This is a genomic window from Amycolatopsis sp. M39 (assembly GCF_001651785.1).
Classification (GTDB): Bacteria; Actinomycetota; Actinomycetes; order Mycobacteriales; family Pseudonocardiaceae; genus Amycolatopsis; species Amycolatopsis rubida.
This window is the reverse complement of record NZ_LWSF01000031.1, coordinates 27,846-45,754: the sequence shown is the minus strand read 5'-3', so window position 1 is coordinate 45,754 and position 17,909 is coordinate 27,846. Positions and strand designations below refer to the sequence as shown.

Here is a 17,909-nt window from a genome sequence, read left to right as displayed (position 1 = left end):
CGAAACCAGGGCGTAAGGTAGGTCCTACGACGCGGGGTGGAGCAGCTCGGTAGCTCGCTGGGCTCATAACCCAGAGGTCGCAGGTTCAAATCCTGTCCCCGCTACAGAGATGGGAGACCCGTCCTCGCGTAAAGCGCGAGGCGGGTCTCTTTCGTTGTGTCCTGGGGGTCGAACCCCCAGACCCCCGCCAGGGGGCTTGCCCCCTGGACCCCCGTGTGGGGTCCGGTTGGGTGGGCGGGCTCGTTTTTGGTTTTTGGTTCGTTGGGTTTGGCTCTTGCTGAGTGTGTGCCGATGTCTCTGGGTGGGTTTGCCTCGGGAGGCTGGAAGGCGGTCTCTTGTGCTGGGGTGTGGGGTTGCCCGGCGGGCAACGGTGTTGCTTGTCTTGGGGGTTTGGGTTGGTGGCTTCTGGGGGGACAGGTTTAGACCTTTGTTGTTGTCTTGGGTAGAGGGCCGGGAAGCGTTGGGGGCGTTGGAATATTCCGGTGTGGGGGTGTGGTGTTTTTCGGTGGGTGTGGGCTTTTGGGCGGGGGGCGTGCGGGCTGGACGGGCGGGGAGGGTGTTTTTGCTGGTGAAGGAGGGTTTGAGGGGGTGGTGTCAGTGCGGAAATTGGGGGGTGTAGTGTTGTTTTCACAACGACGCGGGGTGGAGCAGCTCGGTAGCTCGCTGGGCTCATAACCCAGAGGTCGCAGGTTCAAATCCTGTCCCCGCTACTGGAAAACCAGCCGGGGCCCGTGCGGATGCACGGGCCCCGGCTTTTTTTGTGCGCCATTTGGCCGTCGCTCGGGTGGTGGTTGCGGCGCGGTGATCGTTTCGGCGGTGGTTGCTCAGAGTGGCAGAGTCTATTGTGGACATACCTGCGGACTGGGCTGTTAGAGGGGTTGCCGCTGGCCACAATGGACTGATTCGTGACCACTGTGGACACAGCGGCGGATAAGTGGGACCGTAGAGGGGTGTCCGAATTGAATGCAACCGCCGCCGCTCTGCTCGGTCTGCTCCACGACGGCCCCGCCACCGGCGGGCAGCTCGTCTCGGGCGCCGACGAGCGCTTCGGCGCCTTCTTCAGTGTCACCCGCAGCCAGGTCTACCGCGAGCTCCCGGCGCTCTCGAAAGAGGGTCTCGTCCGGCTCGGCAAGCAGGGACCCCGTTCGAGCCAGCAGTACGTGCTCACCGCGGCAGGCAAGAAGGCCTTCAAGACGTGGCTCACGTCCGAGGCCGGACCCGACCACCTGCGCAGCCCGCTCATCCTGCGGCTCGTGCACGCCGGCTCCCTGACGGCCAAGCAGCGCGGCGCCCTGCTCGACAGCGCCCGCACCACCTACCAGGCCCAGCTCGAAGAGGCCAAGAACGCCACCAAGACCGCCGACGGCCCCTACGCCAAGGCAGTCGCCGAGTTCGCCCAGGCGCAGGCCAAGGCCGCCCTGAAGCTGCTCGACTCGATCCCGCAGGCCTGAGCGCCGCCCCGGCCCCACGACCGGTTCGCGACCGGTCGTGGGTTTTGCCGTAACCTTGTCCGACGTGAGCGATGAGTTCGATGCGGCACTGAAGGACCTGACCGGCAAGCTGACGCAGATCGAGTCGGTGATGGACCTCGAAGCGCTGCGCGCGCAGGTCGCCGAGCTCGAGGAGCAGGCGTCCAGCCCGACCCTCTGGGACAACGTGGAGGAAGCCCAGCAGGTCACCAGCCAGCTGTCCCACCGGCAGGCAGAGCTGCGCCGCGTCTCCGAACTGCGCCAGCGCCTCGACGATCTCGGCGTCCTCTACGAGCTCGCCGCCGACGAAGGCGACGCCGGCAGCATGACCGAGGCCGAGGGCGACCTCGCCGACCTCGCCAAGGACATCGACGCGCTCGAGGTCCGCACCCTGCTGTCCGGCGAATACGACGCCCGCAACGCCGTGGTCAACATCCGTTCCGAAGCGGGCGGCGTCGACGCGGCCGACTTCGCCGAAATGCTGCTCCGGATGTACCTGCGCTGGGCGGAACGGCACGGCTACCCCACGGACGTCTTCGACATCTCCTACGCCGAAGAAGCGGGCATCAAGTCCGCCACCTTCAAGGTGAGCGCCCCGTACGTCTACGGCACCCTCTCGGTCGAACAGGGCACCCACCGCCTCGTGCGGATCTCGCCGTTCGACAACCAGAGCCGCCGCCAGACGTCCTTCGCGCACGTCGAGGTCCTGCCCGAGGTCGAGGAAGTCGACCACGTCGACATCCCGGAAAAGGACATCCGCGTCGACGTGTACCGCTCGTCCGGCCCCGGCGGGCAGAGCGTCAACACGACCGACTCCGCGGTCCGTCTCACCCACATCCCGACCGGCATCGTCGTCTCCTGCCAGAACGAGAAATCGCAGCTGCAGAACAAGGCGGCCGCGATGAAGGTCCTCCAGGCGCGCCTGCTGCAGCGCAAAAAGGAGGAGGAACGGGCCGAAATGGACGCACTCAAGGACGGCGGCTCCAGCTGGGGCAACCAGATGCGCTCCTACGTGCTGCACCCGTACCAGATGGTCAAGGACCTGCGCACCGAATTCGAGGTCGGCAACCCCACCGCGGTCCTCGACGGCGACATCGACGGCTTCCTGGAAGCCGGGATCCGCTGGCGCAAGCAGGCGAACGCGGCCTGATCCGCACGACGGCCCCGACCCGGGCCGGGACGAGGCGCGGGTCACCCAAGGCACCGGCAACCCGGGCTTAACGGGGCCCATGGGTAGGATGCCGAATCGTGATCCGGCTCGAAGAGGTTTCCAAGGTCTACAAGACCTCGACCCGTCCCGCCCTCGAACGGGTGTCGGTCGAGATCGACAAGGGTGAGTTCGTCTTCCTCATCGGCCCGTCCGGTTCCGGGAAGTCGACGTTCCTGCGGCTGCTGCTGCGCGAAGAGGTGCCCTCCAAGGGCCGGGTCATGGTGTCGAACTTCGACGTCGCCAAACTCGCCCGGCGCAGGGTCCCCCGCCTGCGCCAGACCATCGGCTGCGTGTTCCAGGACTTCCGGCTGCTGGCCAACAAAACCGTCGCGGAAAACGTCGCGTTCGCCCTTGAGGTCATCGGGAAACCGCGGCCCACGATCCGCAAGGTCGTGCCCGAGGTGCTCGAACTCGTCGGCCTCGACGGCAAAGCCGACCGGCTGCCCAACGAGCTCTCCGGCGGCGAGCAGCAGCGCGTCGCGATCGCCCGCGCGTTCGTGAACCGCCCGCTCGTGCTGCTCGCCGACGAGCCCACCGGGAACCTCGACCCGGACACCAGCCAGGACATCATGCTGCTGCTGGAGCGGATCAACCGCACCGGCACCACCGTGCTGATGGCCACGCACGACCATTCCATCGTGGACTCGATGCGGCGCCGCGTCGTCGAGCTGCAGCTCGGTCGCGTGATCCGCGACGACGCCAGGGGCGTCTACGGCATCGGCCGCTGACGCCCTCCGCCCCCGCCCTTTCCCGCCCCGAACCAAGGAATCACGAGAGCGATGCGTGCCAGTTTCGTCTTCAGCGAGGTCGTCACCGGTTTGCGCCGGAACGTCACGATGACCATCGCGATGATCCTCACCACCGCGGTCTCGCTCGCCATGCTCGGCGGCGGTCTGCTCGCCGTGCGCACGATCGACAAGATGAAGGCGAACTTCCTCGCCGAAGTCGAGGTTTCGGTCGCGCTGGTCGACGACGTGAGCGCGAACGACAAGAACTGCACGCAGGCGCTCTGCAACGGGCTCCGCCAGTCGCTGCAGAACAACCCCGGCGTCGAATCGGTCGTGTACGAGAACCGCGACCAGGCCTACGACCGGTTCAAGAAGATCTTCGCGAGCCAGCCCGAGCTGCTCGAACTGACCGGCCCGGAGGCACTGCCCGCGTCGCTGCAGGTGAAGCTGAAGGACCCGGACCGGTCCGACGCGATCATCAAGCAGTACACCGGCCAGCCCGGCGTCAAGAAGGTCGACGACCAGAAGAAGTTCCTCGACCGCGTGTTCAACGTCTTCAACGGCGTCCGGAACATCGCGTTCGTGATGGCGCTCATCATGGCCGTCGCCGCCCTGCTGCTGATCGCGAACACCATTCAGGTTTCGGCGTTCACGAGGCGGACGGAAGTCGGCATCATGCGCCTGGTGGGCGCGACGCGGTGGTATACCCAGCTGCCGTTCCTCCTGGAGGCGGTGGTCGCCGGCACGGTCGGCGCCGTGCTCGGGGTGGTGTTCCTGCTTCTGACGAAGCTGTCCTTCCTCGACACGGTCTTCACCGGCGAAGTGTTCCCGCAGATCACCACGCTTGAGGTGCTGTTCCCGGTGGCGCCGATCCTGCTGGCGGTGTCGATCGTGATCTCGGCGATCACCGGGTACGTCACGCTGCGCCTGTACGTGCGGCACTAGCGGAGAAGAAATCGGCTGCTCGCCGTCGGACACATCACGTAAAGTGGTCGGTATGCCCAAGGAACGTGGACAGAAGGTCATCGCGTCGAACCGCAAGGCCCGGCACGATTACTCCATCCTGGACACCTACGAGGCCGGGATGGTGCTGCAGGGCACCGAGGTGAAGAGCCTGCGGGCGGGCAAAGCCTCCCTTGTGGACGCGTTCGCGACGGTGGACGACGGCGAGGTGTGGCTGCGCAACGTCCACATCCCCGAGTACACCCAGGGCACCTGGACCAACCACATGCCGCGGCGCACGCGGAAACTGCTGCTGCACCGGCGCGAGATCGAACGGCTCATCGGCAAGACCAAGGAAAGCGGTCTGTCGCTCGTGCCGCTGTCGATGTACTTCAAGGACGGCAAGGTCAAGGTCGAGATCGCGCTGGCCCGAGGCAAGAAGGCCTACGACAAGCGGCAGTCGCTCGCCAAACGCGACGCGCAGAAGGACATCAGCCGCGCGATGGGGCGGGCGTTGAAGGGCCGGTTCACGGAGTGAGCGCGGGTCCGGCCACCGACGCCGACGTCCCGGGCTGGATCGCCGGGCTCGGCCTCGACGGGATCGTCGACCTGCACGTCCACTTCCTGCCGAAGCCCGTGCTGGACAAGGTGTGGGCCTATTTCGACCGCGCCGAGCAGCACTACGGCAGGCCGTGGCCGATCCACTACCGCACGCCCGAGCCGGAGCGGATCGACACGCTGCGCGCGCTGGGCGTGAAAGCCTTCGCGCCGCTGGTGTATCCGCACAAGCCGGGCATGGCCGAGTGGCTTACCTCGTGGGTGCTGGATTTCGCCGAACAGGTGCCGGAAGCGGTGCCCACCGGCACGTTCTACCCGGAGCCGGGCGCTGCTTCCTATGTGGACAGTGCGGTGCGCGCGGGAGCCCGATGTTTCAAGGCGCACGTGCAGGTCGGGGCGTACGACCCGCGGGACGAGCTGCTTGACCCGGTGTGGGGCTCGCTCTCCGAAGCGGGCGTGCCGGTGGTGATCCACTGTGGACACGGACCGTTGCGCGGCGACTTCACCGGGCTTGAGGTGTTCGAGGAAGTCCTGCGACGGCATCCGCGGCTCACCGCCGTCCTCGCGCACGCGGCGATGCCGCAGTTCACCACCGCGTTCGAGCTGATGGCGCGCTACCCGCGAGTGCATCTCGACACCACCATGGTCGGCGTGCCGTTCGCGGAGGCGATGTCGCCGCTGCCGCCGGACTGGACGGCCCGGTTGGCGGAGGTGGGCGACCGCGTCGTCCTCGGCACCGACTTCCCGAACATCCCGTACTCCTACGCCACCCAGCTGCGGGCGATCGCGGGCTGGGCGGCCGACGATCGCCTTGGCGAGCCGTTCCTGCGGGCGGTGCTGCACGACACCCCCGCGAAGCTCCTCAGCGTTTGACCGCCGCGAGAGCCCGGCGCCGCGGCATCGACACCTGACGTCCGGCCAGCGTGTACCCGGCCGCGACCAGCGCCACCCACGGCAGCGGACCGGTCAGCAGGCTGTCGCTCAGCGGGGCGAACCCGTGCGCGGCCAGTCCCAGGAGACCGCCGGAGGCGAGCAGGCCCGCCAGCACCAGCTGCGGCGTCCGCGCGGTCACCACCAGGCCGTCCGGCTGCGTCTCGAAGCGCTCGAACAGGCGCAGCAGGCCCAGCAGCACCGCGCCGCACACGGCGAACCAGGCGGGTGCCATGAGCAACCACATCGACGTACCGGGGGCCGGCGTCGAGTAGCCGAGGCCGAACACGGTCACTCCGGAAACGACGACCAGCGCCGGCATGTGCCAGAGATAGACCGACATGAACCGCGGACTGAGCCAGCTGAGCGCCGCGGTGACGCGGGGGAGCGAGACGAGCTTCTCGCGGAACGCCAGCAGGAACCCGATCTGGCCGAGCGCGAGGAACAGCAGCAGGACGGTGGGCGGGCTCATGTTGGACACCGGCGCGCCGGGCATGCCGATCATGCTCGCCGGATACGGACCGAACGCGACCAGCAGCGCCGTCATCCCGAAACCGGCGGCGGACACGGCGAGCGCGGCGCGGCGGCTGAGCGAGCCGAGGCGGCCTTCGACGTAGTGGAAACCGAGCTGGTGCACGGCGACCCAGACGATGACGGCGTTGGCGTATCCGATCATTCCGAGGTCGGAGAACCGTGCCACGTCAACGAGAACGCCCAGTCCGGCCAGTACCGCCGGAACCGCGAGACCCCAGCGGCGGTGTGCGGCGACCATCAACGGCGTGAGCAGCACGGTGAGCAGGTAGACCGAGAGGAACCAGAGCAGTTGCGCGGCGATCGCGCTGGCCACCTGGACCGGTTGCGGCGGAACTCCCATGCCGTGCAACAGATCCGGCACGACGAGCCACACCGCCATCAGCGGCAGCACCGGAACGAGCAGCCGTCGAACGCGTCCGGCGAACCAGGCGCGAGTGGATTCCGCGCGGCGCAACGAGATCAGGTTCGCCGCACCGCCGGCGAAGAAGACGAGGGGCATGACTTGCGACGCCCAGGTGATGATCCACCAGCCAGGTGTCGCGAGGGCGTTGCCGGTGACGAGAGTGTTGCCGGAGAAGGAAAGCACCGGCATCGTCCAGTGCTGCGCGACCACCGCGAGGATCGCTCCGGCGCGTACCACGTCGAGAAATCTGTCTCGGGTCGCCCTGGTGCCGCGGGTCGGCAGCTGGCTCGTCGTCATGCTGAAGAGCCTGTCGGTTCCCCGGCTCGGAAACAGCGGGGGAGACCACCGAAAAGGGGGTCGGGGCAGCAGGGGGAGCGAGGTGGGGTTTGCCCTACCACGGTTCTCGTGAGTGTTGGTGCTGGTGAGAACCGGCACCAACATTCACGGGAGGGTGTCCGGCTCCGGCTCGGACTCGTGCGCCTGCACCCGGTAGGCCCAGCCGTCCTCGGTGAGGCCGAGTTCGTACCGCGTCTCGATTTTCGGGCCGCGGTGCAGGTGGATGTGGCGCACGACGGTGCCCGGAACCGGTTCCTCGTCGGCGAGTTCCTGCACCCGTCCGTCGAGCGGGCCGCCGAAGAAGCGGACGCTGCGGTCGGACATCGGACTCTCCTCGCTCGGCTCGGACATCAGTCCATGGTAGGCGAGAGACCGCCGTCGGGGCTGCCGTCAGTTCGAGTGAGGGGTTTCAGCGGCCAAGGTAGGTCAGCACCGCGCGCACCCGGCGATGTTCTTCGGAGCTGGCCTCGAGACCGAGCTTCGAGAAGATGTTGCCGATGTGCTTTTCGACCGCTCCGTGCGACACCACCAGCGAGTTCGCGATGGCGTTGTTGGAGAGTCCCTGTGCCATCAGGCCGAGCACCTCGGACTCGCGCGCGGTGAGCGAATCCAGGGGGTTGCGGCGGCCGCGGGCCATCAGCTGGGCGATGACGTCCGGGTCGATGGCGGTGCCGCCGTCCGCGACGCGCCGGACGGCGTCCAGGAACTCGTCCACGTCGGCGACCCGCTCCTTCAGCAGGTAGCCGACGCCTCCGGCACCGCCGGACAGCAGCTCGACCGCGTAGCTTTCCTCGACGTACTGGGACAGCACGAGCACCGGCAGGCCGGAGATCTCCTTGCGGGCCGCCAGCGCCGCGCGCAAGCCTTCGTCGGTGAACGTCGGCGGCATCCGGACGTCGACAATCGCCAGGTCAGGACGGTGTTCGGTGATCGCGCCGAGCAGATCGTCGCCGTTGTCGACCGCGGCGACGGTCTCGATGCCCTCGTCGGCCAGCAACCGGGTGACCCCGGCCCGGAGCAACACGGCGTCTTCGGCGATCACTACTCGCATCAAGGCCCCCAGGTCGGTGAGTGCACGGCTCGCAGGCTTATTCACTCACGAGTGGGCAATCTCCGGCGCAGCAGGTCGGCTTTGCCGCTGACCGGGTCAGAGGTCGGCGGATTCGAGCAGGTCCGAGACCGACATGCTGAGCACCGCGGCGAGACCGGCGAGCGTCGACATGCGCGGATTCGACGGACCGGCCGCGTCCTTGCGCCCGGAGGCCCGGCCCGACTCGATCAGCTGGACCTGGTTTTTCGTGACTCCGGCCTGGAAGGCGAGCGCTTCCTGGGACATTTGGCGCTCCTCGCGCAAGCGACGCAACGCGCGACCGAACTTCTTCGCCGTCGCCTCGTCCCAGTGCACTGGATCATGTTCTAAGCAAGGTCCGATAAGTGACACCCTATCGAAAAGACCTGCTATAAATTGTCTGCAAGTGCCGACAGAGGTCGCTCAGGAGACGGATATCGGCGCCCGGCAATCCAGTCAGCATCCGGCGCGGTCGACCACAAAGACGAGCCGGGATTCGCCCGGCGGTTTCGGTGGTCCGGACGGGTGAGCGGCCGGTCGGCCGGAGTTGTTCTGCGCAGGGAGGGCGTAAGGGTGACTGACGATCACACTGCGGTGGGTTCAGGGCGGTATTCGTTCGACGCGGCGGGGATGGAGCATGTCGCGAGCCAGTTCGAGGAGCTGGCCCTCGAGTTCACGAAGGCTGTCGACAACGCGCGGGTCATCGCGGTGACCCAGTCGCCGGCTTCGGACTTCGCGAGCGGCAACAACGCGGAGACCTTCCGCAACTCCGGGAGCGCACTGGTCGCTTCACTGCGAAGCCGGGTGGAGTACTGCGAAGGACAGGCTGCCAGGTTCAGGGCGGCCACGGGCAAGTATCAAGCCGCCGAAGACACGCAATCGCAGGAAGTGAAGAAGGCCGGGGGCACTCTGTGAGGCGTGTTGTGCTGCTGCCCGCGGTCGCCTTGTTCGCACTGGCCGGTTGCTCTGGTACGACCGGGGGACAGGCCAATCCTGCCCCGTCGACCAGCGAGCCGCCCTCGTCGGTTCCGGCCGATGCTCGCCTGCCGGGCCCGGGCGTGCCGAAGGTGCGGGAACCGATCGACACCACCAAGGCCGCGCAGGATCCGTGCATGGTCCTCACTTCGGACGAGAGCAAGGGTTTTCTGGGCGGGCCGGTTCCGCCGAAGGCCGAGAACGAGGCGGCGGGCCCTTCCTGCGGCTGGTTCGGCGGCTACGAGTATGAGCACGCCAGCATCAACGTCATTGTCAACGGTGTGGACAAACGCGGACTGACCTCGGTCTACGCGGCCAAGGGGAAGCTTTACAAGTTCTTCCAGCCGCTCGCGCCCGCGGACGGGTACCCGTTGGTCGCCGTCGACACCACCGCGTCGCGCACCTTCGGCGAGTGCGCGGCTTCACTGGGCGTGCGGGACGACCAAGTGATCGAAGTCGTCATCCGGCAGCCGGATTCGCGCAAGGAGAAAAAGAATCCGTGCGATTCCGTACATGACGTCGCCGTTGCGATCATCGGCAATCTTCGCGGGGGGCGATGATGGAACCGGAACGGTGCATGGGCGCTGCCGAGATCTACCGGGAGCTGACCACTGGCTCGGGAGCGGGTTCGCTGGGCGATACCCAGCACGCCGCCTCCCAGTTGAGCGATCAGCTCCTCGGTCTGGCCACGCGGGTCGGGACGCTGGCCGCCTACCAGAGCGAGGCGTGGCAGGGCGAGGTCGCGAACGAGGCTTCGGCGAATTCGTGCACTCCGCTGATCGAGACGTCCGCGGAAGACTCGGCGCGGCTGGGTGCGGTCCAGGCCATCGCCCACGAGCAGATGTCGGCGTTCCAGAACGCCAAGAACAGCGTGAAACCGGTGGCCGCACAGGAACCGGGATTCACCGACGAGGAGGTCGTCGCCCTTCTGCACGGGGACGGGCAGAAGTACACCGACCGGGTGACGCAATGGCAAGCGGATTCGCAGCATAATGTGCAGGTTTTCAGCGGATACAGTGCGACCAGCGGATCGAATAACGGCCGAGTCCCCGCGAAATACGCGGAATTGCGGGACGCCGGGGCACAGATCACCCTGGCCAGTGCCGAAGATCCGGCCAAGCCCGGCCAGCCGCGCAGCGGCGGTCGGGGCGGCGGGTTGCACCGTCCGCCGTCGTCCGGGCCGAGGCCGGTCGAGCGCGGTCCAGATCCGAGCCCGACGCCCAGCCCGGCTCCTGGTCCGCCCCCGACCCCGGAGCCAGGTCCGGTTCGTCATCCGGGCGACCAGCCGCCAGTCCGGCAGCCGCCCGGTTGGCAGGTCCCGCCCGAACGTGCGGACGAGCGCGTCGAGAAGCAGTCGTGGCCGCCGGTCCCGCCGCGCTTTCAGCCGGTTCCGTCGCCGAGTCCGATCAGCCTCGGGCAAGGCGACGGAACCGGTGGCCACGGCAGTGCGTTCGGCCCGCTGGGCTGTTCGCCGGGCGGCACGGGTTCGGGTCCGGTGAACCTGCGCGGCGGTGCGGGTGCCGACAGCGAACCGGGAGGTCGCTCCGGTGCCAGGGTGCCGGGCGAGTCGGCATCCGCGCGCGGCGGCGCGGCTGGGGCTGCGGGGTCGGCCGGGAAGAACGCGGCCTCGATGGCCGGCCCCCTGGGCGGCAAAGGCGGGAAAGGCGAAGCGGACAAGGAAAAGAAGGCCGCGCCCTACCTGCGCGAAGCCGACCCGGACGAGGTGTTCGGCGGCAATGAGGTGAAGCCGGTCCCGCCGGTCATCGGCGATCGCCCACAGAGATAGCGCACAGTTCAGGGGGAGGGGACGACGGTGCTGTTCGCGCGCACGACTGAAATTACGCTGAGTACGTTACTGAGCGCATTCCGTGAAGTCAAGCTGAATGATCCGCACCCGATGTTCGGCTTCGGCACGAGGTACGTGCCGGAGTCGCTGGCGGGCGAGCTGGCCGATGAGGCTCGCGACGAGCTGCTCCGGCTGGGACTTCTCGAACGCGGCCGCGTGTCCGACGCGTTCGAGGACGCGCTGTACACGCTCGCGCGGCCCGAAACGGAGTATGTGGCCCGCGTCGACAACCAGGGCGAGCAGTACAGCGTGTTCGTGGGGACTCGTGGACAAGGCGTGGTCACTGCGGTCCATGACGGGGCGCGGGTGCTGGTGAAGGCCTCGGACAGCCGAGAGACGCCAGCCGCTGCTCTCGTGGCGCGTCTCCCGAGGTTCCGCCCGGCGAAACTCGCGTTGATTTCGCTGTCGCAACACGAATTCCGCGGCGAGGACAGCGACTTCCCCGACGAACGTGGCCGCTCCGCGCGGGCGGTCGACGAACTGCTGAACCGGCCTGCTTTTGGGCGTGGCGAGATCAATGTGTCGCTTCGCGGGGCGGGGCGGGGCAGACGGGTCGCCGATGGCGTTCTGACCTACCGCGACCTCAGTGCCGGCCGGGTCGCGTTCGAGGTGTCCGGGGCCGAGCGGAACCGGTACATCACGGTCATGGCCGGGGACGACCAGATGCTCGTTCAGCGAGTGGCCGCGCTACGCGCCAGCCTCGACGGGTGACCTACCACTGACACGGCAGGTCCGCTCTGATGACCGTCGGCCCGCCGACCGGGCTCACGACGGTGATCACGCCGTCGATGGTCGCCGCTCGGTCGGCCAGCCCGGCGAGCCCGCCGCCAGGGCGCACCTCGGCGCCGCCGTGGCCGTTGTCGGTGATTTCGGTGATGACGTGCGTGTCCGAGCGCCACACCTTCACCGCCGCCTCGGTCGCGCCGGAGTGCTTGGCGATGTTGGTGAGGGTCTCGCCGACGATGAAGTACGCCGTGGTCTCGACCGCGGCCGGCGGCCTCGGTTCGACGTCGACGTGCACGTCCACCGGGATCGGCGACTTCGCGGCCTGCGCGGACAGGGCCGCGTCGAGACCGCGGTCGCCGAGTACGGCGGGGTAGATGCCGCGGGCGAGGTCGCGCAGTTCGGAAACGGCGAGCTTGGCGTCCGAATGGGCCTCGTCGATCAGGTCGCGCACCGCGTTCGGGTCGTTGTCGAACTTCGACTTCGCCCGGCCGAGGCTCATCGCGACCGCCACGAGCCGCTGCTGAGCGCCGTCGTGCAGGTCGCGCTCGATCCGGCGGCGTTCGGCCTCCGCGGCGTCCACGCCACGAGCCCGCGACGCCTGGAGGTGCTCGGCCTTCTTTTCAAGCTTCTTCGTACGGTTCGGGCCCAGCATCGACAGCGCCAGGTTCCCGTGCAGCCAGCCCAGCCACGGCGTCACCCAGATCGCCATCGGCAGCAGCACGATCGACGCGAGCGCGATCGGCAGCTCGACGATGGACAGCGGGAACGCGACCAGCAGGTAGGACAGGTCGCGCCAGGTCGTCGGGTCGGACAGCCGGGTCAGCCAGCGGCGGGTCATCGGCTGCCCGTCCAGCGACAGCCGCTCGACCGGGCCCAGCGGGGTGCCGAGCATCCGGCGGGCCCAGCGCCGTTCCAGGTCGCCTGACCAGCGGATGAAGCCGGTCACGGCCAGCAGGATCGGGAAGCCGATCCAGATGATCAGCGTCGCCGTGCCGACGGTCGCGCCGACCACGATGAGGATGAACTGCACCAGGCGCAGCACGAATGACGGGATCATGTACCCGATCGTGCGAGCCGGATGCGGACGAGGGTGCTCCGGAGGCGGGTCTTGCGCAGTCATCCAGCCACCGTGATCCCGTCGATCTCGTTCCACGAGCGCTCCATGCGCCGCCGCTGGGCGACCGTGGGCCGCAGGAACCCGGCCGCGAACGCCGCGTGCAGCGCCGCCAGCCCCTTGGTCAGGGCCACGGCGATCGCGGCGAACAACACCCCCAGCGCCGCCCAAGGCAGCGCGGTCACCGTCGAGTCGACGACGAACCACTGCACATCGTAGCTCGGGAAGGCGTAGACGCCGTCGGGAAGGAAGCGGTAGTAGATGGGCAGCCCGACCAGGCCGAGGCTGACCGCCCACACCGTCACGACCAGCACGAACTCCACCAGGCCGAGCGGGAAGAGCAGGAAAAGGTAGGACAGGTCGCGCCAGGTCGCCGGGTCCTTCAGCCGGGTCAGCCAGCGCTGCTTGGCTCCCGACGGCGGCAACGGCAGATACGGATCGTCGATGTACACGTCGAGCAGCGCGAACACCCGCCCCCGCTCGACCCGTCCCGCGGTCCGCGCGAACAGGATGAGCAGCGCGAGCAGCGGAACGCCGAGCCACACGACAAGCGTCCCCAGCCCCGCCGAACCCAGCGTCACGATGAGCGTGAACGAGAGGATCCCGATGGGCAGGTTGAGCAGGAGATACGCCAACGCCCCGCCCAACGGCGGAGTGCGGCGCCCAAAACTGCGACCGGCGGGCACGGTGACCATGGCGGGGCTCCCTCACTGCGGAAACTGACCTGCTCAGCATGGCCGGAGCGGCACCGGGCAACCAGGGGGCGAGCGGGCATCTTCGAGGTGGGGGCAGCCCTACCCCAGGCCGGAATTACCGGGTTGCCGCGCGGGTTATGATGGTGAGGTTACAAGCACCTACAAGGGGGTGAACGGTTTCGACTCTGGACGTTGAATCAAGGGAAGCGTGCCGGTGCAGGCGAGAGACCACCGCAAGCGTCATCGCAACCTAATAAGCGCCAAGGCCAATAGCCAGCGCGACTTCGCTCTCGCTGCCTGATCGCAGTAGAGCAAGTCTGTCGGCCCGGGGTCGCCTCCGACCCGGTCGCCGGCATCAGCTAGGAGGCTTACCGCCGGTCCCGGCCACGGGGCCCGGTAGGGAAGCAAACAGTGGCTGGGCTCGTCACTTCAGCTTGTTCGCGTGACTGAAGGGGCCAAGCAGAGACACAGCGGACTGCGCACGGAGAAGCCTTGAGGAGGCGCTAGAGGACCCGGGTTCAATTCCCGGCACCTCCACTCGATTCGCGGGAGAGCCCTGCCACGCTAGCGCGTTGGCCAGGGCTCTTCTTCGTTTTTGCCTTGGGGGTCGGACCCCCAAACCCCCGCCAGGGGGGCTGCGCCCCCTGGACCCCCGTCGTGGTGGGTGGGTTTCGTTGGTGGGTTTCGTTGGTGGGTGGTGGGTGGGTGGAGTGGGGGGAGTTAGAAGGTGTTGTTGATGTCTGTTGGGGGGGTGTTCAGGTCGCAGTAGGAGTAGAGAACTGTGCGGTGGTCGTCTGTTCTGCGCGGGATGTTTTGCAGTGGGACGATCCAGGTGCTGCGTTCCCCGGGGGAGCAGGAAGGGCTTGCCGGCGGTTGCTGGGTCGTGCCGGCCGGGTTGCCTTTTCCGTCTGGCGGGACTAGGTCGCCGCCCACGATGGCGCCGGTCGCGTCGCGGAAGATCACGGCGGTGCGGCGGGTGGCGAGCGCTCGGCAGTTGGTTGACGTTTCCCGGTAGCGAATAGCGTCCGCTGGCGGTGAGGCGGTGGCTCGGCTCGTGGACTCGTAGGTGTCTGCCGGTGGGGTGAAGGCGCCTAGGGCTCCGCTCGGCAGCCAGGTTGTGGTCTGGACATCTACGTCGGCTGAAGCCACCTTGTCGTTCGCGTTGAGGTTGATCAGCGGTCTGCCCAGGCCTACTTGTTGGCCGGGCAGGACAATGGGGATCTCCATCGTCAGTTGAGAACCGTCGAGTCTCTGCCGAATGCCGTCGAGGATGAGCGATACGTTGAGCTTCGCCTTGGTTCGGTACGCGATGTGGTTGCTGGTGTTGCGCAGCACTGCGCCCATACTTGCCAAGCCCGTTGAGGAGACGCCTTTTTCCGCGACTTCGATCCCGCCGCCACCGGGTGCGGTCGTTGCCGGCACCGGTCGCTCCGGAACCGAACCAGGGATGTCGCACGGCTTCGCCGCGGGCCCGGCCGCAGGCGAGGACAGCACCACCGCGGTGATCCCGGCGGCCGCGACGACTACTGCGGCGGCCAGCACCAGCAACTTCGGTTTTGTCATTCGTAGTACCGCTTCTTCAGGTCATCCACCTTGAGCTGGAAGTCCTGGATCAACTTCGCCGCCGCTTCGGAAACACTCGCGCTGAACTGGTCTTCGGGTATCTCGCGGACGGTTCCGGGCTTGACCCGCACGGAGAAGTCCGCCATGCCCGCCGCCGAGATCGTGATCCGCTCGTCGGCCGACCCGCCGATCGCCTCGACCTGGGCTCGGTCGGCGAAGAAATTCGAGTCACGGGCATCGTCAGCGTCGATGTTCAGGTCTGTCTCGTCGATCGCGGCCCGGTACTGCCGTTGCCAGCCAGCCCATAACAACCGTGCGATACCGGCAAGTACCCTTTCCAGCGCGGGTTCGTCGATGAATTCGTAGACGCTTTCCCCGAACGACAGCGTGATGTCGGTTCTTCGACGCAGTTCGGCTTCGATATCCGATCCGGGCGCGCGCACTCGCACCCGGATGTCGTCCAGTGTCTCGGCCAGGTCCACCATGGTGTTCTCCCGCCGCTAGTCCGACTTGCCCATGCCATGGTCACTGGCGAGCTCGCGGTCGCTCATCCCGGCCAGGTTCGGCCGTGCGCTGACCAGCTTGTCTTTGTTCCCGTGCACGGCGTCGGTCAGCGCCTGCACCTTGCTCGCGATCTGCTGCGTCTCGACCTCGTGAATATGCCGGGCGAGGTCGTCAACCGCCTGCTTCATCGAGTTGACGATGGTCTCCGCCGAGTCGCCGGACGCTGTTATCGCGGCCACGCCCGCACTGCCTGTCGACGCCGCGGCTCCGATCGCCGGAAGGGTCACTGCCAGGCCGGTGCCGCCGGTCGCGACAGTGACTGCCACTCCGCCGACGGCAACAACCGCGGAGAGCACCGAGAACCCGAAACTCCACTGGTTCTTGCCGCAGCCGCCAGCGTTGTCGAGCGCGTTCTTCGTGCTTTCCGCGATCTTGTCAATGTCGTCGCGCGCCTTGCGCCACATCTCCTGGTGCGCTTGGAGCGCGCCTTTAAGCGTGGACAACATGGTGAACTGATTTCCGGAGATCGTTATGAAGGTGTCGATGAAGCGGGCCTTGAACTCCATCGCGGCTTCGCCGGTCCACTCCTGCAGATAACCGCCGTCGGTGGTCATCTTGTCGAGGAGAGGGTTTGCCAGACCCACGTCGCTGGTGAGCTGGGTGGCGTGGCTGGGGCTGGTGTTCAGCTTCGCCATGGCCGCATTGAGGTCAGCGATCAGCGGATCGTAGCCAGCTGGATCGGGCATCCCGGAGAACGGCTCGAACAGCGCTTCGATGAAGGCGTAATGCTTCCTGAACGACTCGGGATCGCCGACCACGCCGGATTGCGTCGCGTACTTCTGATCGTGTTCCCTGATTGCCAGCTCGACGGCCTTCTCCTTGATGTCTTTCGCATGCTGCATCAGCTGGTCGAAAGTCATCGGCTGCCGTCCAGTTCGGGGTCGGTGCGCGCGCGGCGGTTCAGCTCGTCCCTCGCTGCTTGGTCGGTCCCCGCGTACAGCTGCGCGACCTTGCCCAGCGCCGTCGCGGTGTCGTCCAGGTTGCTCTTCGTTTCCTTGAGGAGGGTCTCGACGGCATCGTGCAGGCCGAGATAGGCCCGGTACACCGGCCCGAGCGCGTCGCCGCCGAAGCGGTCTGGACGCCGCATCGACTGGGCTACTCCGGCAAGGACGCGTTCGCAGCCGCCGATCGCCTCTCCGTATTCAGCTGAGATCGCGGGAAAGTCAACCTTGGCGACTTTCTCAAGCTGGTAAAGGTCAACGCCGAACTCTTTGCCTTGATGATCCACGTTTCCCCCTATCGACGTCGGCGCTCGCCTCGGCGGAAACCGGTGTCGATTGGTGGTCCTGCCTGCTCAGCCATGTGCGTCCTCCCCGCGCGCGGACTCAGTCGGTAGCTCACCAACACCGACTAATGGTAGCGACTCGGTCACCGTATGTCCTAATAAAGCGCTAATCGGCTTGTAAGCGAGCCGCTCAAGCAGGAGCGGGATTGGGTAGGCACGCGTAGCCGGCCCACGCTGGATGCGCGAGCCGGCTGCGTTTGGGGCAGGTAGCTGCTACTGCTTTATCGCGGCAAGCGTCAAACTTGTCGGGTTTTTTGCGCAGCGTGCAGCTCGGTCCTGGTCGGCTGGGGCGACAGCCGTCGAGGGCTTTACCAGGTCCCAAGAGACGTTCGTGAAGCCTGCGGTCTGCAGGACGTCACTGATCGTCTCAGCAGGCCAGTGATGTACCTCGATCTCCGTAGGCGGCGTGGTCAGGACAGCCACCTTGAACTTGTCGCCTTCCTTCGGGTTCGCCGGGCGGTAGGTGCGGAAGCCCGCCGCGGTCTCGGATTCTTCGCCGGAGTTGGCGTTTGCGCTCAGGATTGCCAGCTTGCCGCCCGGTTTCAGGTTGGCGTGCATGGTGTTTGCCATGGTTTGCAGGGTTTCCCGGGTGTCCGCGTAGTGCAGGACATGGATAGCCGTCACTACGTCGAACTCGCCTTGGGGCGGCATTGCCGCCAGGTCTTGGACTTCGTAGGCGATGCCTTGCGGGTTTCGCGCTTCCGCCTGCTGGGCCAGGGCGATCATGCCGGGTGAGAGGTCAGTGCCTACTACCCGCGCGGCGCCCAATTGCTTGATGCGGCGGGTGAAGCTCCCTTCGCCGCAGCCGACGTCCAGTACTCGCAGGCCGCGCAGGTCGCCTAGCAAATTCTTGAACGAGGGCCATTCCAGGTTTTCCCGGACGAAGCTGATTATCGCTTCTACGTCGGCGAAGGCGGCGGCTACCTGGTCGTACTGGTCGGCGGATTTCGTCATAAGACTCT

General features: G+C 67.1%; 21 protein-coding genes, 2 tRNA genes and 1 other RNA gene. 13 read left to right on the top strand and 11 right to left on the bottom strand.

What is annotated here, in order from left to right:
* The first annotated feature begins 30 nt into the window (after positions 1–30).
* The 8 genes from A4R44_RS39575 (at position 31) to A4R44_RS39540 (ending at position 5,780) form a co-directional block, all read left to right on the top strand.
* Positions 31–104, top strand: a tRNA-Met gene (locus A4R44_RS39575).
* 532 nt (positions 105–636) lie between these two features.
* Positions 637–710 (top strand) — tRNA-Met (locus tag A4R44_RS39570).
* A 240-nt stretch (positions 711–950) separates the two neighbouring features.
* Positions 951–1,451 carry a PadR family transcriptional regulator gene (locus tag A4R44_RS39565; protein WP_067592944.1) on the top strand — a complete coding sequence of 167 codons (501 nt, stop codon included), beginning with the start codon at positions 951–953 and terminating at the stop codon, positions 1,449–1,451.
* 64 nt (positions 1,452–1,515) lie between these two features.
* Entirely contained in the window at positions 1,516–2,619 is a 1,104-nt protein-coding gene (gene prfB / locus A4R44_RS39560) for a peptide chain release factor 2 (RefSeq protein ID WP_107309600.1), read from the top strand.
* A 98-nt stretch (positions 2,620–2,717) separates the two neighbouring features.
* Entirely contained in the window at positions 2,718–3,407 is a 690-nt protein-coding gene (gene ftsE, locus A4R44_RS39555; protein WP_009073292.1) for a cell division ATP-binding protein FtsE, read from the top strand.
* Positions 3,408–3,458: 51 nt separating this feature from the next.
* Positions 3,459–4,352 carry a permease-like cell division protein FtsX gene (gene ftsX / locus A4R44_RS39550; protein ID WP_009073294.1) on the top strand — a complete coding sequence of 298 codons (894 nt, stop codon included), beginning with the start codon at positions 3,459–3,461 and terminating at the stop codon, positions 4,350–4,352.
* A gap of 52 nt (positions 4,353–4,404) precedes the next feature.
* The gene (smpB, locus tag A4R44_RS39545) at positions 4,405–4,887 is read left to right on the top strand and encodes an SsrA-binding protein SmpB (protein WP_067593092.1); all 483 of its coding nucleotides are present in this window, start codon (positions 4,405–4,407) and stop codon (positions 4,885–4,887) included.
* The gene (locus A4R44_RS39540; RefSeq protein WP_067592940.1) at positions 4,884–5,780 is read left to right on the top strand and encodes an amidohydrolase family protein; all 897 of its coding nucleotides are present in this window, start codon (positions 4,884–4,886) and stop codon (positions 5,778–5,780) included. The genes smpB and A4R44_RS39540 overlap by 4 nt, the downstream gene beginning before the upstream one ends.
* Here the strand turns inward: A4R44_RS39540 and A4R44_RS39535 are convergent.
* The 4 genes from A4R44_RS39535 to A4R44_RS39520 form a co-directional block, all read right to left on the bottom strand.
* On the bottom strand, positions 5,770–7,071 hold the full coding sequence (locus A4R44_RS39535) for an acyltransferase (protein WP_067592937.1): 1,302 nt from the start codon (positions 7,069–7,071) through the stop codon (positions 5,770–5,772). The genes A4R44_RS39540 and A4R44_RS39535 overlap by 11 nt on opposite strands.
* A 144-nt stretch (positions 7,072–7,215) precedes the next feature.
* Positions 7,216–7,434 carry a hypothetical protein gene (locus A4R44_RS39530; protein WP_067592935.1) on the bottom strand — a complete coding sequence of 73 codons (219 nt, stop codon included), beginning with the start codon at positions 7,432–7,434 and terminating at the stop codon, positions 7,216–7,218.
* Between the two features lie 85 nt (positions 7,435–7,519).
* Positions 7,520–8,161, bottom strand: a complete 642-nt coding sequence (locus tag A4R44_RS39525) for a response regulator transcription factor (RefSeq protein WP_067592932.1) — start codon at positions 8,159–8,161, stop codon at positions 7,520–7,522.
* 96 nt (positions 8,162–8,257) lie between these two features.
* The gene (locus tag A4R44_RS39520) at positions 8,258–8,515 is read right to left on the bottom strand and encodes a helix-turn-helix domain-containing protein (RefSeq protein ID WP_067592929.1); all 258 of its coding nucleotides are present in this window, start codon (positions 8,513–8,515) and stop codon (positions 8,258–8,260) included.
* Between the two features lie 237 nt (positions 8,516–8,752).
* Here A4R44_RS39520 and A4R44_RS39515 point away from each other — a divergent pair, with 237 nt between their 5' ends.
* Genes A4R44_RS39515 through A4R44_RS39500 form a run of 4 tightly spaced genes read left to right on the top strand, consistent with a single transcriptional unit; the run spans position 8,753 to position 11,711 of the window.
* The gene (locus A4R44_RS39515) at positions 8,753–9,094 is read left to right on the top strand and encodes a hypothetical protein (RefSeq protein WP_095213899.1); all 342 of its coding nucleotides are present in this window, start codon (positions 8,753–8,755) and stop codon (positions 9,092–9,094) included.
* Positions 9,091–9,714 (top strand): DUF3558 domain-containing protein, encoded by a 624-nt coding sequence (locus A4R44_RS39510; RefSeq protein ID WP_198545633.1) that lies wholly within the window; start codon positions 9,091–9,093, stop codon positions 9,712–9,714. The genes A4R44_RS39515 and A4R44_RS39510 overlap by 4 nt, the downstream gene beginning before the upstream one ends.
* Positions 9,715–9,731: 17 nt before the next feature.
* On the top strand, positions 9,732–10,940 hold the full coding sequence (locus A4R44_RS39505) for a hypothetical protein (RefSeq protein WP_067592926.1): 1,209 nt from the start codon (positions 9,732–9,734) through the stop codon (positions 10,938–10,940).
* A 27-nt stretch (positions 10,941–10,967) separates the two neighbouring features.
* On the top strand, positions 10,968–11,711 hold the full coding sequence (locus A4R44_RS39500; RefSeq protein ID WP_067592923.1) for an ESX secretion-associated protein EspG: 744 nt from the start codon (positions 10,968–10,970) through the stop codon (positions 11,709–11,711).
* Between the two features lies 1 nt (position 11,712).
* Here the strand turns inward: A4R44_RS39500 and A4R44_RS39495 are convergent, their stop codons facing one another.
* Both A4R44_RS39495 and A4R44_RS39490 read right to left on the bottom strand, forming a co-directional pair.
* Positions 11,713–12,846: a sensor histidine kinase gene (locus A4R44_RS39495; protein WP_067592920.1), complete on the bottom strand. Its 1,134-nt coding sequence runs from the start codon at positions 12,844–12,846 to the stop codon at positions 11,713–11,715.
* Positions 12,843–13,535, bottom strand: coding sequence for a sensor domain-containing protein (locus A4R44_RS39490; protein ID WP_067592917.1), 693 nt, complete (start codon positions 13,533–13,535; stop codon positions 12,843–12,845). The genes A4R44_RS39495 and A4R44_RS39490 overlap by 4 nt, the downstream gene beginning before the upstream one ends.
* 165 nt (positions 13,536–13,700) lie before the next feature.
* On the opposite strand from A4R44_RS39490, the gene ssrA reads away from it, so the two are divergent.
* Positions 13,701–14,075, top strand: a transfer-messenger RNA (tmRNA) gene (gene ssrA / locus A4R44_RS39485).
* Positions 14,076–14,255: 180 nt separating this feature from the next.
* Here the strand turns inward: ssrA and A4R44_RS39480 are convergent.
* From A4R44_RS39480 to A4R44_RS39460, 5 genes are all read right to left on the bottom strand, one after another.
* The gene (locus A4R44_RS39480) at positions 14,256–15,083 is read right to left on the bottom strand and encodes a hypothetical protein (RefSeq protein ID WP_157905121.1); all 828 of its coding nucleotides are present in this window, start codon (positions 15,081–15,083) and stop codon (positions 14,256–14,258) included.
* 11 nt (positions 15,084–15,094) lie between these two features.
* The gene (locus tag A4R44_RS39475) at positions 15,095–15,583 is read right to left on the bottom strand and encodes a hypothetical protein (RefSeq protein WP_067592911.1); all 489 of its coding nucleotides are present in this window, start codon (positions 15,581–15,583) and stop codon (positions 15,095–15,097) included.
* A gap of 15 nt (positions 15,584–15,598) precedes the next feature.
* The gene (locus A4R44_RS39470; RefSeq protein ID WP_067592908.1) at positions 15,599–16,522 is read right to left on the bottom strand and encodes a hypothetical protein; all 924 of its coding nucleotides are present in this window, start codon (positions 16,520–16,522) and stop codon (positions 15,599–15,601) included.
* Positions 16,519–16,890: a hypothetical protein gene (locus A4R44_RS39465; RefSeq protein ID WP_067592905.1), complete on the bottom strand. Its 372-nt coding sequence runs from the start codon at positions 16,888–16,890 to the stop codon at positions 16,519–16,521. Before A4R44_RS39465 ends, A4R44_RS39470 begins: the two co-directional genes overlap by 4 nt.
* Positions 16,891–17,160: 270 nt before the next feature.
* Positions 17,161–17,901 carry a class I SAM-dependent methyltransferase gene (locus A4R44_RS39460; protein ID WP_067592902.1) on the bottom strand — a complete coding sequence of 247 codons (741 nt, stop codon included), beginning with the start codon at positions 17,899–17,901 and terminating at the stop codon, positions 17,161–17,163.
* Positions 17,902–17,909: the final 8 nt, after the last annotated feature.

Coding starts and splice junctions, on each gene's coding strand:
- A4R44_RS39460 (WP_067592902.1), bottom strand. CDS start 17,901: ATGACGAAATCCGCCGACCAGTACGACCAGGTAGCCGCCGCCTTCGCC.
- A4R44_RS39490 (WP_067592917.1), bottom strand. CDS start 13,535: ATGGTCACCGTGCCCGCCGGTCGCAGTTTTGGGCGCCGCACTCCGCCG.
- ftsX (WP_009073294.1), top strand. CDS start 3,459: ATGCGTGCCAGTTTCGTCTTCAGCGAGGTCGTCACCGGTTTGCGCCGG.
- A4R44_RS39475 (WP_067592911.1), bottom strand. CDS start 15,583: ATGGTGGACCTGGCCGAGACACTGGACGACATCCGGGTGCGAGTGCGC.
- A4R44_RS39495 (WP_067592920.1), bottom strand. CDS start 12,846: ATGACTGCGCAAGACCCGCCTCCGGAGCACCCTCGTCCGCATCCGGCT.
- smpB (WP_067593092.1), top strand. CDS start 4,405: ATGCCCAAGGAACGTGGACAGAAGGTCATCGCGTCGAACCGCAAGGCC.
- A4R44_RS39530 (WP_067592935.1), bottom strand. CDS start 7,434: ATGTCCGACCGCAGCGTCCGCTTCTTCGGCGGCCCGCTCGACGGACGG.
- A4R44_RS39525 (WP_067592932.1), bottom strand. CDS start 8,161: ATGCGAGTAGTGATCGCCGAAGACGCCGTGTTGCTCCGGGCCGGGGTC.
- A4R44_RS39535 (WP_067592937.1), bottom strand. CDS start 7,071: ATGACGACGAGCCAGCTGCCGACCCGCGGCACCAGGGCGACCCGAGAC.
- A4R44_RS39505 (WP_067592926.1), top strand. CDS start 9,732: ATGGGCGCTGCCGAGATCTACCGGGAGCTGACCACTGGCTCGGGAGCG.
- A4R44_RS39470 (WP_067592908.1), bottom strand. CDS start 16,522: ATGACTTTCGACCAGCTGATGCAGCATGCGAAAGACATCAAGGAGAAG.